The organism is Acinetobacter higginsii (assembly GCF_000369845.1).
GTDB classification, from domain to species: Bacteria; Pseudomonadota; Gammaproteobacteria; order Pseudomonadales; family Moraxellaceae; genus Acinetobacter; species Acinetobacter higginsii.
Map to the genome: position 1 here is coordinate 544791 of NZ_KB850214.1, position 14381 is coordinate 559171.

The window sequence follows — 14381 nt, forward strand, 5'->3', positions numbered from 1 at the left end:
ATTTTTTCCGTTTTATTTATTTTAAATACAGATCAGCAATCAGGATGATGAATATGACCTTTGAGATTAAAAACATGGCTGTCATTGGTGTCGGTATTATGGGCAGTGGTATTGCCCAAATTGCTGCACAATCAGGCCATACCACTTATTTATATGACACTAAAGCGGGTGCGGCAGAACAGGCAAAACAGAAATTGGCCGCAACTTTTCAAAAGTTGGTCGACAAAAATAAAATCAGTGCCGAACAAGCAACCGTAGCCAACAAGCATTTAATTGTTGCTGATCAACTCGAAGAGTTGAAAGATTGTGACCTGATTGTTGAAGCAATTGTTGAGCGTCTAGACATTAAACAAAGCCTGATGCAACAACTTGAAGCCGTGGTTTCCGATACCGCTATTTTAGCCTCAAATACATCATCACTTTCGATTACCGCGATTGCCGCAAACTGTAAAAACCCGCAACGTGTGGTTGGATTCCATTTTTTTAATCCAGTTCCCCTCATGAAAGTTGTTGAGGTGATTCAAGGCTTAAAAACTGACCCGCTTATTATTGATACATTAAATGAACTGGCTCGTGCCTTTGGTCATCGACCTGTGGTGGCCAAAGATACACCCGGGTTCATTATCAACCATGCTGGTCGAGCTTATGGAACCGAAGCATTAAAAATTTTAAATGAAAATGTCTGTGACATCAGTGAAATTGACCGCATTTTACGCGATGGCGTCGGTTTTCGAATGGGGCCTTTCGAACTCATGGATTTAACGGGGCTGGATGTCTCTCACCCCGTTATGGAGTCCATTTATCATCAATATTATGAGGAAGCACGCTATAAGCCTAATCCCCTTACCAAACAGATGCTGGACGCCAAACAGTTAGGACGTAAGGTTAATCAAGGTTTTTATAATTATGCAACAGGTGAAAAAACAGGTGAACAACCTGCCAAGTTTGTAGAGCGTTTAGCGCAATATCCAAAAGTTTGGGTAGCTGCCGATTTCCATGAAGATAAAAAACTGCTCGAAGACTATTTAACTCAACAAAATATTGCTCTAGACATCAACCCTGAACCACAAACAAATAGTTTATGTTTACTCGCTTGTTATGGTGAAGATACAACCCAAGCGGCTACCCGCTTAGGGATTAACCCTGAATATGCTGTTGCTATAGACATGCTTTATGGCACTGCAAAGCATCGCACCTTGATGCCTTCACTCATTACTAAATCTGAATACCAACAAGCCGCTCACTCTATTTTCAATCTAGATGGAAATCTGGTGAGTATGATTAATGAAAGTATTGGCTTTGTTGCGCAGCGCGTTTTAGCAATGGTGATTAATTTAGGCTGTGATATTGCACAGCAAAATGTTGCTACTGTAGATGACATTAATGCCGCGGTACGTCTTGGCTTAGGCTATCCATTTGGCCCAATTGAATGGGGTGATCAAGTCGGCAGCCAAAAAATCTTACTCATTCTGAACCGTATAACAGCGCTTACGCATGACCCACGTTACCGCCCTAGCCCGTGGTTACAGCGTCGTGTCGCACTACATTTGCCTCTTACTTTTACTCACGAGTCTTGAAAAGGAATTTCTCAATGTTAAATGCATATATTTATGATGGTTTGCGTAGCCCATTTGGCCGTCATGCAGGTGAACTTACCTCAATTCGCCCTGATGATTTAGCCGCAACTGTCATTCAAAAGTTGCTTGAAAAAACTGGTGTGCCGGGCGCTGATATTGAAGATGTGATTTTAGGCGACACCAACCAAGCTGGTGAAGACAGTCGTAATGTGGCTCGCAACGCACTGTTACTTGCGGGATTACCAGTCACTGTGCCGGGCCAAACAGTAAACCGACTATGTGCTAGTGGTCTAGGTGCAGTAATTGACTCAGCACGTGCGATTACTTGTGGTGAAGGCGAACTGTATATTGCAGGTGGTGTAGAAAGTATGTCACGCGCACCCTTTGTAATGGGTAAAGCGGAAAGTGCTTATAGCCGTGATGCAAAAATTTATGACACCACAATTGGCTCTCGCTTTCCAAATAAAAAAATTATTTCTCAGTATGGCGGTCATTCAATGCCTGAAACGGGTGATAACGTTGCAGCCGATTTTGGTATTAGCCGTGAGCAAGCAGATTTATTTGCAGCTCAATCACAAGCCAAATACCAAAAAGCCAAAGAAGAAGGTTTCTTTGCTGGTGAAATCACCACGATTGAAGTATTTCAAGGCAAAAAACTACCTCCTAAAATCGTTTCCGAAGATGAACACCCTCGTCCAAGCTCAACTGTTGAAGCACTCACAAAGTTAAAACCACTCTTCGAAGGTGGCGTGGTCACTGCAGGTAATGCCTCAGGTATTAATGATGGTGCAGCAGCCCTCTTGATTGGTTCAGAAGCAGCAGGTCAAAAATATGGCTTAAAACCAATGGCAAAAATCTTGTCAGCAGCAGCAGCCGGTATTGAGCCACGCATTATGGGTGCAGGCCCTATTGAAGCCATTAAAAAAGCAGTTGCGCGTGCGGGACTTACTTTAGACGACATGGATATTATTGAAATTAATGAAGCCTTTGCTTCACAAGTTTTATCGTGTTTAAAAGGCTTAGATGTTGATTTTAATGATCCCCGTGTCAATCCGAACGGTGGCGCAATTGCAATCGGGCATCCCTTGGGTGCTTCAGGTGCCCGCTTGGCATTGACTGTAGCTCGCGAGTTAATTCGCCGTAACAAGAAATATGCAGTGGTGAGCCTATGTATCGGTGTCGGTCAAGGTCTTGCAATGGTGATTGAAAACGTTTCATAAGCCCTAGACTCGATATCCATTCATCACAACAACACAGTGATGAATGGATTTATTTTGCAGAGCGAAATATAATAACAAGCTATTGCTTTATTATATTTGAGGATCGAATGTCTCAGAATTCAGAAACTGAAAAACCAATAAATTTTGATGAGATACGCTTAGATCCTATTTCGCATATACATCGGGAAAATAACCCGCAATTTATTGCTTCTTTAGCACGGGGATTAGAGCTATTACGTTGTTTTTCTGCCAATAACCAAGTATTGGGCAATCAGGAACTGGCTAAAATGACAGGCTTACCCAAACCCACTATTGCCCGTATTACCAATACATTAGTGTCATTAGGCTATTTGAAACAATTGCCGAACTCAACCAAATACACACTGGATATTGGTGTTTTATCCCTAGGTTATGCAGCCTTGTCCAATATCTCAATCCGTAATATTGCGCATCAATATATGGAAGAAATGAGTCAGTATGTTCAAGCACCTGTAGCCATGGCAACACGTGACCGCTTGAATATGGTTTATATCGATGTCGTCCAAACAGAAACTGCATTGAATATGCGCCGCCCGATTGGCTCAACCTTACCGCTGCATAGTAGTTCTATGGGAAGAGCTTGTTTAGCGGCTACTCCTGAACGTGAGCGTAATTTTTTGCTTGATGCGCTTAAACAAAAGAATCCTGAAAACTGGCCGGCTATCAAACGTTCACTAGAGCGTGCTTTCCGTGATTACCAAGATTACGGCTATTGCTTGTCTTTAGGAGAATGGCATAAAGAAGTGAACTCAGTTGCAGTTCCTTTAGTCAGTTCTAAACATGGTCTTTATGTCTTTAACTGCGGCGCACCCAGTTTTCATTTAAACCCGGAAAAACTCGAAGGTGAAATTGGACCACGTTTAATCCATATGGTGCATAACATTCAAGATGCATTGAATGAAACACACTAACAACCCTTTTAAACCTGAGCAACAAAGGGTTGAGGACTAAAACTCCATTTTCATTGTGAAATGATACATGATGAAAAACGTACTCTATACCCCAACCATTATTTTAATGGCGATTGCAGCAGGCATCTGTACGGGGGGGAATTATTTTAGCCAACCCCTCATTCACTCCATTAGTGTGGATTTGAATTTAGCTGAAACCACTATTGCATGGGTGCCTACTTTAGCCCAAATCACCTATGCTTGTGGTTTACTGTTCTTAATGCCTTTAGGCGATATCCTTGAAAAGCGTAAATTATTATTTATCTTTATGTTACTCGCCTCATTCGGACTAATTATTAGTGGTTTTTCACATAATATTTATCTTTTGATCCTCGGAACAGTAATTACAGGTCTGTTTTCTAGTTCAGCCCAGTTACTTTTACCGCTGGCCGCAAGTTTAGTCCCGATCCAGCATAGTGGGCGTGTAGTAGGCTTTTTACTCAGTGGGTTAATGATGGGCGTTTTACTGGCACGCTCATTATCGGGATTAATGTCTACCTTATTTGCATGGAATGTTATTTATGTGATGAGTGGCTTTCTGTTATTGGTGATCGCCTTCATTTTATATCGTAATATCGGCCGCTTCCCACCTACACAATCTGAAAACTATATAACAACGATTGCATCACTTCCGCAGATTTTTTTGCAAAACTCACGTTTAAGAACACGAACCTATATTGGCGGATTCACATTTGCTTGCGTTAGTCTCACCTTTACCACCATGTCCTTACTCTTAGCACCTGCTCCCTATTTCATGAGCGATTTTACAATTGGCTTATTTGGATTTGTTGGCGTTCTGGGTACTTTTGTGGCAAATTTTTCTGGTAAATTTATTGATCAAGGCTATATTCATAAAATTTCGATTTATTGTGGTATCGGACTAATTGCCAGCTGGTTATTTTTTCTTCTGCTGCCCTATCATTTTATATTTTACATTATCGCCCTACTTCTTCTGTATGCTTCATTATCAGCTGTGCATGTCACCAATCAGAGTATTGTTTTCAAGCTAAATCAAAAATTACGGTCTCGCTTCAATGCCATCTATATGACCGGTTATTTTGCAGGAGGTGCTTTAGGTACAACGACAGGAAGCTATGCTTGGAAACATTTTGGATGGACAGGTGTTTGCATGCTCGGCATAATCTTTGCTGCACTGTGCTTGCTTTGTTGTATTGCTGATGCAAAAAAACCAGCATAATCAGGCTGCTGGTTTTTTTAAACTCAATAAAACTTAACTAATCTCGGTACGGATATTATTCACCATATGCAAAAGGCGAGGTGCAATATCCTCCTCTAGTTTTTCTCGGTTCATAATAAAGCTTGGCCCACCACAGTTAAACACCAGTAAACCATGCTGTTCATGAATTAATGGAACCGCGACTGAATTTACATCTTTATGCCATTCACCCACTGAAAAACAATAGCCAAAATCCTGATAATCTTTAAATGCTTTATCTAAATCGCGATTAATTTTAATCCAGTCTTCTTTATGCTTGCTGCGAATCGCATCCAGTAAAAACTCTCGCTCATCTTCTGGCATTGCAGCTAAACAGGCACGTCCCATCGAACTCAAATGAATGGGTAAATAGGTCCCGACCTGACGGCGCATGGTCATATTTCCTTTGCCCTGGACCACATCCAGATAAATCATATTCAGGCGATCACGTGTGGCCATCGCAACGGCTGCACCTGCATAATCTGCCAGATTTTTCATATAGGGATGCGCAATAGAACGAATAGAGACATTGGAAAGCATGGAGTAGCCGAAAGCGAGTACACCAACAGAAAGCTGGAATTTACTCGAATTAGGGACCTGCTTGATATACCCCAAACGAGATAAGGTATGGGTTAATCGGGTAATCGTCGGCTTAGGCAAACCTGTCATTTGCGCCAATTCCTGATTGCCCAAATGCTGATGTTTCGGTGTAAAACATCGCAAAAGCTCTAAACCACGTGCTAAGGCTGTAATAAATTGACGATCATTTTCATCTTGCATGTCTTCAATCGGATGCAATAACTCATGCCTTAAAGGCGCTAATAGTTTTTCTGTATGTTCTGCATCTACTGCATCATTCATGGTTATACCAATTTAAATATTAATTTCGCACTGCGAAAATTATAATCTATTTTTTCTATAATAAATAGTTAAAAGCACATCCGTTATTACATCAATAAAAACAAAGCTCTATTGAACTTAAATGCCAATGTCAAACTATAACTGTATTTTGACATTGGCTTATTTTATTCGCCAATTACCCCTTTCAGCTTTAATTCATTCAATCTTTCTTGAGAAATGATCCGGCTGAGAATCGTATCCGTATGCTCACCTAATACAGGGGGCGCAGTTTTATATTCAACAGGTGTTCTCGAAAGTTTAATCGGCGAACCAATCACCGTTAACTTTTCACGTTGAGGATGCCGCATGTCAACCAACATATTCCTCGCAATAACCTGTGGTTCTTGAAACGCTTGTTGCAAATTATTGATTACTCCTACAGGGACTTTGGCTGCATAAATTGCCGCAACCCATTCATCAGCTGTTTTCCCAAGAAAATGAGTTGATAAAATATCTATAATTTCATCACGGTGTTGAATACGATCTGCATTATGAATAAATCGAGGATCATTGGCTAAGTCAGACAAACCAATACTTCTACAGAGTTGAATAAACTGGGTATCATTACCACAGGCAATAATAAATTCCCGATCAGAGGCTTTAAACACCTGATATGGCACAATATTGGCGTGTGCATTACCATACCGTTCAGGCACTTTTCCAGAGGACAGATAGTTCATTCCTTGATTGGCCATTGTTGCAATTTGCACATCTAATAAAGCCATATCGATATATTGACCCAAACCCGTCAAATGGCGGTTGAGTAGCGCGGCTTGAATCGCAATCGTAGAATAAAGGCCTGTCGCCAGATCAGAAAATGCCACCCCAACTTTTTGTGGCCCGCCGCCTGGTAACTCATCCTTTTCACCTGTAATGGACATCAGTCCACCCATCCCTTGAATGATAAAATCATAACCGGGTTCTTCTGCACGCGGTCCACTCTGCCCAAAGCCAGTAATCGAACAGTAGACCAGTCCTGGGTTGATTGCTGATAAAGTTTCGTAATCTAAACCATATTTTTTCAAAGAACCTGCTTTGTAGTTTTCAATGACAACATCGCTATCTTGAATTAAAGCTTTAATCAGCTCTTGGCCTTCTTGGGTTGCGATATCAATCGCAACCGAAAGCTTGTTACGATTGGTTGATTGGTAATAGGCAGCCTCTCGAGTGTCTTGTCCTGAATTGTCTTTCATCCAAGGTGGTCCCCAAGAACGGGTATCATCCCCCACCTTTGGCCGTTCCACCTTAATCACTTCCGCACCCAGATCAGCAAGAATCTGTCCACACCACGGTCCAGCAAGTACTCGACTTAAATCAAGTACACGAATTCCATTCAAAGCACCCATGACTATCCTACTCGTTTCGTTCTTAATTTCCTATTGGAAAACTAATTCCAATTAAATTCCGCATAGCGATATATATTTTTAATATACACACAACATATGAAAAATCAAACTTTAATTTTTCATCAAAAATTATGATTTTTATTCAACAAATATAGATGAGATAAATCAAATAATTAACAAATAATAATCAAATACAATATACCGCATTGCGAAATTAATTTTCAAAATATATTGTTTTGCGATACGCCTTTGATTACTATCCCATCAATTGTGATGGTTTTATGAACATCAAATGGCGCTTCACGCCATCTGAATTTGGGATGTGTTGCGTTGGGATAAATCGACCACGCTCAGACTTAAGCCCTAATGAACATTTGAATATGATTCGCGCTGCGTCTTAAACATTTTTTCAGCACTTTCAAACGAATTGAAGTGCTATCAGTCAAATGTAGGTAATGGATTATGGCTACAAATTACAATACACCCTCCTCTGCAATAAAAGCTCATACTTGGAAAATTGCTTTTATTTTTGCATTTCTGGCTTTATTGGTAGATGGCGCAGACTTAATGCTACTGTCTTATAGCTTAAATAGTATTAAGGCAGATTTTGGCTTAAGCTCGGTTCAAGCTGGTATGCTCGGTAGTTTTACTTTGGCGGGTATGGCCATTGGTGGGATTTTTGGTGGTTGGGCATGTGATAAATTCGGGCGTGTCCGCATCGTTGTTATTTCTATTCTCACTTTTTCACTATTAACTTGCGGACTTGGTTTTACTCAAAGTTTTTTTCAATTCGGTATTTTAAGATTTTTTGCTTCACTAGGCTTAGGTTCACTTTATATAGCCTGCAACACCTTGATGGCTGAATATGTACCTACACGGTATCGTACCACAGTGCTCGGAACTTTACAGGCGGGCTGGACCGTCGGATATATTGTAGCAACATTGCTTGCAGGTTGGATTATCCCAGATCATGGTTGGCGTATGTTGTTTTATGTTGCCATTATTCCGGTCATTCTTGCGATCTTCATGCATATTCTAGTTCCTGAGCCACTGGCATGGCAAGAATCCCGTTTACAGCAGCCTAATCTAAGAGAGAACACTGAAAAACCATCGGCTTTGAAGCTTATTTTTCAGGATAAACGTAATCGTAATATGTTTATACTCTGGGCTTTAACTGCTGGTTTCTTGCAATTTGGTTATTATGGCGTGAATAACTGGATGCCTTCATATCTGGAAAGCGAACTCGGGATGAAGTTTAAGGAAATGACTGCCTATATGGTCGGCACCTATACAGCCATGATTCTCGGTAAGGTACTTGCAGGAATGATGGCAGATAAACTTGGACGCCGTTTTACCTATGCTTTTGGTGCAATTGGTACTGCAATTTTTCTACCGCTGATCGTTTTCTATAATACCCCCGAAAATATTTTATTTTTACTGGTTGTCTTCGGCTTTTTATACGGTATTCCATATGGTGTAAATGCCACCTATATGACTGAAAGCTTTCCAACAGCGATTCGTGGTACAGCGATTGGCGGCGCATACAATGTAGGTCGTTTAGGTGCTGCAATAGCACCTGCAACGATTGGTTTTTTAGCTTCTGGTGGATCTATTGGTTTAGGTTTTGTTGTCATGGGAGCAGCCTACCTGATTTGTGGTGTGATTCCGGCCCTATTTATTAAGGAAAAACTCTACGATCCACAAAATTCTTAACAGTAGATCTTCCAATAAAAAGGCCAACTTGATCAAGTTGGCCTTTTTATACCTCCTTTAAATCTCTCTGTTAGGCATTTTTTTGCTATTTTATTTGATATTTTCATTTTATTAACATAAAGTATCGCTAAGCGAAATAATATTCCTTAAAATGAAAAATCAAAATCGAGAGTCAATGGAGTTTGACGTAGTGATCGTTGGCGCAGGACCTTCAGGTTTATCTGCTGCGATTAAAATTCGTCAATTAGCGATTGAAAACAACCTGCCTGATCTTTCTGTTTGTGTTGTTGAAAAAGGCTCTGAAGTAGGTGCGCATATCCTTTCTGGTGCTGTACTTGAACCACGTGCCATGAATGAATTGTTTCCAAACTGGAAAGAAGAAGGTGCACCTCTCAATGTACCTGTAACAGGTGACGAAACCTATTTCCTCACCTCTGAAAGCAATTCACAAAAAATGCCATATTGGATGGTACCGAAATCAATGCACAACGAAGGAAACTATGTGGTTTCTTTAGGTAATGTGGTGCGTTGGTTAGGTCAAAAAGCGGAAGAACTTGAAGTTTCAATCTTCCCGGGCTTTGCTGCTGCTGAAGTACTTTACCATGAAGACGGTACCGTAAAAGGCATTCAAACAGGTGATATGGGCATTGGCAAAAATGGTGAGCCGACTCATAACTTCACGCCTGGCTATGAACTGCATGCCAAATATACCTTATTCGCTGAAGGCTGCCGTGGTCACCTCGGTAAGCGCCTGATTGCAAAATTTAATCTTGACAAAGATGCTGATCCACAACATTACGGGATCGGGATCAAAGAACTTTGGGAAATCGACCCTGCAAAACACAAGCCAGGCTTAGTGATGCATGGTGCCGGTTGGCCTTTGTCTGAAACAGGTTCTTCTGGCGGTTGGTGGTTATACCACGCTGAAAATAACCAAGTCACTTTGGGTATGATCGTCGATTTATCTTATGAAAATCCGCACATGTACCCATTCATGGAAATGCAACGTTGGAAAACACATCCAACCATCAAGCAATTCCTTGAAGGCGGCAAACGTATTTCTTACGGCGCACGTGCAGTCGTCAAAGGTGGTTTTAACGCTTTACCTAAATTGACCTTCCCAGGCGGTTGCTTGATTGGTGATGATGCTGGTTTCTTGAACTTCGCAAAAATCAAAGGCTCGCACACAGCAATGAAATCAGGCATGTTGTGTGGCGAAGCAGTCTTTGAAGCAATTGCGGCGGGTGTTGCCAAAGGTGGTGATCTTGCAATTGCACGTGTACTCGAAGGCGACGACCATTTCGACAAAGAGCTGACCGCTTATACTGACAAATATAACAATTCTTGGTTAAAAGAAGAGTTATATCGTTCACGCAACTTTGGCCCAGCGATGCACAAGTTTGGTCAATGGGTGGGTGGTGCATTTAACTTTATCGATCAAAACATCTTTAAAGTGCCATTCACTTTGCATGATCTTAAACAAGACTTTGCCGTGCTTAAAACAGTGGATGCGTCAACGTTTAAGCCAAACTATCCAAAACCAGATGGCAAGTTGACTTTTGACCGCTTATCTTCTGTATTCGTATCCAATACCGTACATGAAGAAAACCAGCCTGCTCATTTGAAGTTAACTGATCCTTCAATTCCAGTGAACGTGAACTTACCGAAATGGGATGAGCCAGCTCAACGCTACTGCCCTGCTGGTGTTTATGAAATCATGGAAAATGATGATGGTACTAAACGATTCCAAATCAACGCTGCCAACTGTGTGCACTGTAAGACTTGTGACATCAAAGACCCATCACAAAATATCACTTGGGTAACACCTGAAGGTGGAGGTGGTCCTAACTATCCAAACATGTAAATGATGGATAGTTTTGCAGAGATTTAATTGCTCTATATCCCAAATCAGTTGAGGTATTTCTACTCTCGATTGTCATTTTTTAGGTAAGCTTAGTTCCTGCGGGAGCTAAGCTTAAAAAACAAATTGATAGGAACTTTCTAGAACAATGATGAAGGAATAAAGAATGAGCCGCGTAGAATTTAACTGGAATGACCCTTTCTTAATTGAACAGCAACTGAACGAAGAAGAACGCATGATTCGTGATACAGCCCATGCCTTCTGCCAAGACCAGTTAATGCCACGGGTGCTTGATCAATTCCGCCATGAAACAACCGATCCACATATCTTTAGAGAAATGGGTGAATTAGGCCTGCTCGGACCTACCATCCCAGAACAATATGGTGGTGCAGGCTTAAATTATGTGAGTTATGGTCTGATTGCCCGTGAAATTGAACGCGTGGACTCTGGCTATCGCTCAATGGCCAGTGTGCAAAGCTCATTGGTGATGGTTCCCATTCATGAATTTGGGACTGAACAACAAAAGCAAAAATATTTACCCAAACTTGCAACAGGTGAATGGATTGGCTGTTTTGGTCTAACCGAACCCGATCACGGTTCAGATCCAGGCAGTATGGCCTGTCACGCCAAAAAAGTAGCAGGTGGCTACCGTTTAACTGGCGCCAAGATGTGGATTACCAACAGCCCGATTGCAGATGTATTTGTGGTGTGGGCCAAAGAGGTTTCGCCTGAAGGAAATGTCGGCCCGATTCGTGGCTTTATTTTAGAAAAAGGTTGGCAAGGGCTTTCTGCGCCAGCAATTCACGGCAAAGTCGGCTTAAGAGCATCTATTACAGGTGAAATTGTGATGGATCAAGTCTTTGTGCCTGAAGAAAATGCATTTCCAGAGGTTCGTGGCTTAAAAGGTCCTTTCACCTGTTTAAACAGTGCCCGTTATGGTATTGCTTGGGGCGCCATGGGAGCAGCTGAATTTTGTTGGCACACTGCACGCCAATACACACTGGATCGAAAGCAGTTTGGCAAGCCACTGGCTGCCAACCAACTGATTCAAAAAAAGTTGGCAGATATGCAAACCGAAATTGCGCTCGGTTTACAGCTCGCGCTCCGTTTTGGTCGAATGAAAGATGACGGCATTGCCTCCGTTGAAGCGACCTCTCTGATTAAACGCAATAACTGTGGTAAGGCTTTGGAGATTGCCCGTTTGGCGCGAGATATGTTGGGCGGAAACGGAATTAGTGATGAATTCGGTGTCGCCCGTCATCTGGTCAATCTTGAAGTTGTGAATACCTATGAAGGTACCCATGATGTGCATGCTTTGATCTTAGGCCGTGCCCAAACAGGACTCGCAGCGTTCTAAAGCGAAGTGACGACTGAGAAAAAACGGCGAGCATCAAAGATTGATGACTCGCCCTATCCCAACTTGATCTTATTTAGGTCAATACTCGTACATTGATTAAACTGGGCGAAACGCTGTAATTCTCGTTCTAGTGCAAGCAAAAATGAATCTTGATCCTGCAGTTTAGCCTCTTGTATATGCAAACTAATCACGTCTAATCGCTTTTCACGACGATGCACTTTACAATCAATTTGCCCCACAAAATCATCCGCATAAAGCAGCGGTAAGCAGAAATAACCATATTGTCTTTTGGCTGCAGGCACATAACATTCAATGCGATAATCAAATCCAAACAAGCTGCTTAAACGTTCACGATGAATCACCAGATTATCGAAAGGAGACAATATTTTGACCTCCGCTTGGATGTTCGGTTCATGCGCTAACACGGCGCTGGCCACATAAATCGTTTGTCCATTTTCAAGCTTAATCAGCTTGATCACACCTGCATCAATCTGTTCATCAAGTAATTTACGCATAATTTCACGTAAATCCTTATTGGTTTTCAAATGCAGTAATTGCTTCCATGTAAATACGCCATGAGCACGTATAGCTGTATCCAATAAATACTGTGCATATTCCTGTAAAGTCGGTGTGCTTAGATCAATGCCTTGTGGTATGCAACGTTCAGTCAGATCATAGACTTTTTCCATGCCATTGCGTTCGCAGATCATTAAATCGCCTTGCATGAATAACTGCTCAATCGCCTTGCGGCTCGGCCCTGCATTCCACCAACCTGCTGCACCTTCCCGTTTGCCTTTTTCCATATTTCTAAGTCGGATTCTGCCTTCAGCTTTTACCTGCGCCAGAATCTCCAGCATCAGTTGCTGATCGCCCCTTGAGAAATAACGACTTTCCCCATTACGTACCGCATTCATCAACGGCATGGCATAGCGATAATCTCGCATCGGTAAATAAGATGCTGCATGCGCCCAATGCTCAAAAACAAGCTGATCTTGTACCAGTTGATTTAAATGACCCAATTGATAATTCGGCACCCGACTCCACAACACATGATGATGAGCACGTTCCACCACGGAAATGGTATCTATTTGCACATACCCCAGATGTTCAATCGCTTGTTGTGTTCCAGATAATCCCTCACCAAATTTATTATTTTGTTCTAAACCTTGATGAGATAAAGCTAAGCGTTTTAATAATGAAATCATAATATTATCGTATAAATAGTGTTCGCCAACCACAATGAACGAAAGCGAAATAATGGCCGTTATTCAAACTAAATTAACACAATCCTGCCAATTCCTTGCTTATTTTCCTTGTAAATAAAAACGTGGTGCCGCGCCTAAAGAACGTTTAAAAGCTGCGGTAAAAGCACTGCTGCTGCTATAACCCAGCTCCATTGCCACACTGGTAATGGATTGGCCCAATTCCATTCGGGTCAACGCATTGAGTAAACAGGCTTGCTGCCGCCAGTTGCTAAAACTCATCCCGGTTTGCTGCCGAAAAATCCGCGTAAAGTTACGGCGACTCATTCCCACCTGCAGCGCAATTTGATCAAGATCATCCTCCAGACTCGGTGTCTTCAACAATTGCAGACACAAGGCAGCTAAACGCGGCTCTTGTGGTAAGGGCGCATTTAAAGGCAGTTCAGGCATCAGCGCAATTTCTTCAATGATCAAACGCATCAAATAATCATCTCGGCCACCCAACTGATATTCCGCAGGGAGATCAACTGCTGTAGACAATAGTTCATGTAATAACGGTGATACATTGATCACTGCACAATGGCTGGGCAAATCTGCCTGCATTGCAGCTTCTGGAAGAATATAAGCACTGCGTGTTTTGGTGATCCCCCCCATGTGTACTTCATGGTCAATCCCTGCTGGAATCCAAAGGGCACGTTTGGGTGGAACCACCCAGCTTCCAGTATGGGTGATCACCGTAAGTACGCCTGTAATGGCATATAGACATTGACCTCTGCGATGACGATGACTTGCCAGAAGATGACCATCTGGGTAGTCATTGCCTGTTGCCATCACATTCCGCGGCACATCCTGAAAATCATTGACCTGAATATTGCGCATTGCTCGCATCCCTGAAAATGGCCTGAACTCGATACTATCTGTCCCAAATATGATTGTGGGCCGCTTTCTGTTCAGTTTAGGATAAAAACACTGAAAAACAAACCTCTTTCAGCATCACCAT

At 42.0% G+C, this 14381-nt stretch carries 10 protein-coding genes and 1 pseudogene; 7 read left to right on the plus strand and 4 right to left on the minus strand.

The genetic code is table 11. The annotated features are described in order from the left end of the window. Positions 1–53 precede the first annotated feature (53 nt). The 4 genes and pseudogenes from F885_RS09815 to F885_RS09800 all read left to right on the plus strand — a co-directional run bounded on the left by F885_RS09815 (position 54) and on the right by F885_RS09800 (position 5021). Complete coding sequence (locus tag F885_RS09815) at positions 54–1577, plus strand: 3-hydroxyacyl-CoA dehydrogenase (RefSeq protein WP_005316648.1); 1524 nt, start codon at positions 54–56, stop codon at positions 1575–1577. Positions 1578–1591: 14 nt separating this feature from the next. Beyond that, positions 1592–2797 (plus strand): 3-oxoadipyl-CoA thiolase, encoded by a 1206-nt coding sequence (locus F885_RS09810; RefSeq protein ID WP_005316651.1) that lies wholly within the window; start codon positions 1592–1594, stop codon positions 2795–2797. Positions 2798–2904: 107 nt separating this feature from the next. After that, on the plus strand, positions 2905–3747 hold the full coding sequence (locus tag F885_RS09805; protein ID WP_005316660.1) for an IclR family transcriptional regulator: 843 nt from the start codon (positions 2905–2907) through the stop codon (positions 3745–3747). A gap of 67 nt (positions 3748–3814) precedes the next feature. Further along, positions 3815–5021: pseudogene (locus tag F885_RS09800) on the plus strand (MFS transporter). Here F885_RS09800 and F885_RS09795 read toward each other — a convergent pair. Together F885_RS09795 and F885_RS09790 are read right to left on the minus strand one after the other, a co-directional pair. Then, entirely contained in the window at positions 5018–5863 is an 846-nt protein-coding gene (locus tag F885_RS09795; RefSeq protein ID WP_005316666.1) for an IclR family transcriptional regulator, read from the minus strand. The pseudogene F885_RS09800 and the gene F885_RS09795 overlap by 4 nt on opposite strands. A gap of 164 nt (positions 5864–6027) precedes the next feature. Further along, a complete protein-coding gene (locus F885_RS09790) occupies positions 6028–7248 on the minus strand; it encodes a CaiB/BaiF CoA transferase family protein (RefSeq protein ID WP_005316669.1) in 1221 nt (406 codons plus the stop codon). A gap of 462 nt (positions 7249–7710) precedes the next feature. On the opposite strand from F885_RS09790, the gene F885_RS09785 reads away from it, so the two are divergent. From F885_RS09785 to F885_RS09775, 3 genes are all read left to right on the plus strand, one after another. Then, positions 7711–8961 carry an MFS transporter gene (locus F885_RS09785; RefSeq protein ID WP_005316672.1) on the plus strand — a complete coding sequence of 417 codons (1251 nt, stop codon included), beginning with the start codon at positions 7711–7713 and terminating at the stop codon, positions 8959–8961. Between the two features lie 151 nt (positions 8962–9112). Continuing rightward, entirely contained in the window at positions 9113–10825 is a 1713-nt protein-coding gene (locus F885_RS09780) for an electron transfer flavoprotein-ubiquinone oxidoreductase (protein WP_032859312.1), read from the plus strand. A 163-nt stretch (positions 10826–10988) separates the two neighbouring features. Beyond that, on the plus strand, positions 10989–12179 hold the full coding sequence (locus tag F885_RS09775; RefSeq protein WP_005316679.1) for an acyl-CoA dehydrogenase: 1191 nt from the start codon (positions 10989–10991) through the stop codon (positions 12177–12179). A gap of 53 nt (positions 12180–12232) precedes the next feature. On the opposite strand, the gene F885_RS09770 is transcribed toward F885_RS09775, so the two are convergent. Beyond that, positions 12233–13384, minus strand: a complete 1152-nt coding sequence (locus tag F885_RS09770) for a winged helix-turn-helix domain-containing protein (RefSeq protein ID WP_032859315.1) — start codon at positions 13382–13384, stop codon at positions 12233–12235. A gap of 99 nt (positions 13385–13483) precedes the next feature. Then, on the minus strand, positions 13484–14260 hold the full coding sequence (locus tag F885_RS09765; RefSeq protein ID WP_005316685.1) for an AraC family transcriptional regulator: 777 nt from the start codon (positions 14258–14260) through the stop codon (positions 13484–13486). Positions 14261–14381 lie beyond the last annotated feature (121 nt).

What these genes read in the sequence shown, in the direction of transcription:
- F885_RS09790 (WP_005316669.1), bottom strand. Translation starts at nt 7,248, where the DNA reads ATGGGTGCTTTGAATGGAATTCGTGTACTTGATTTAAGTCGAGTACTT.
- F885_RS09765 (WP_005316685.1), bottom strand. Translation starts at nt 14,260, where the DNA reads ATGCGCAATATTCAGGTCAATGATTTTCAGGATGTGCCGCGGAATGTG.
- F885_RS09795 (WP_005316666.1), bottom strand. Translation starts at nt 5,863, where the DNA reads ATGAATGATGCAGTAGATGCAGAACATACAGAAAAACTATTAGCGCCT.
- F885_RS09805 (WP_005316660.1), top strand. Translation starts at nt 2,905, where the DNA reads ATGTCTCAGAATTCAGAAACTGAAAAACCAATAAATTTTGATGAGATA.
- F885_RS09770 (WP_032859315.1), bottom strand. Translation starts at nt 13,384, where the DNA reads ATGATTTCATTATTAAAACGCTTAGCTTTATCTCATCAAGGTTTAGAA.
- F885_RS09775 (WP_005316679.1), top strand. Translation starts at nt 10,989, where the DNA reads ATGAGCCGCGTAGAATTTAACTGGAATGACCCTTTCTTAATTGAACAG.
- F885_RS09780 (WP_032859312.1), top strand. Translation starts at nt 9,113, where the DNA reads ATGAAAAATCAAAATCGAGAGTCAATGGAGTTTGACGTAGTGATCGTT.
- F885_RS09815 (WP_005316648.1), top strand. Translation starts at nt 54, where the DNA reads ATGACCTTTGAGATTAAAAACATGGCTGTCATTGGTGTCGGTATTATG.
- F885_RS09785 (WP_005316672.1), top strand. Translation starts at nt 7,711, where the DNA reads ATGGCTACAAATTACAATACACCCTCCTCTGCAATAAAAGCTCATACT.
- F885_RS09810 (WP_005316651.1), top strand. Translation starts at nt 1,592, where the DNA reads ATGTTAAATGCATATATTTATGATGGTTTGCGTAGCCCATTTGGCCGT.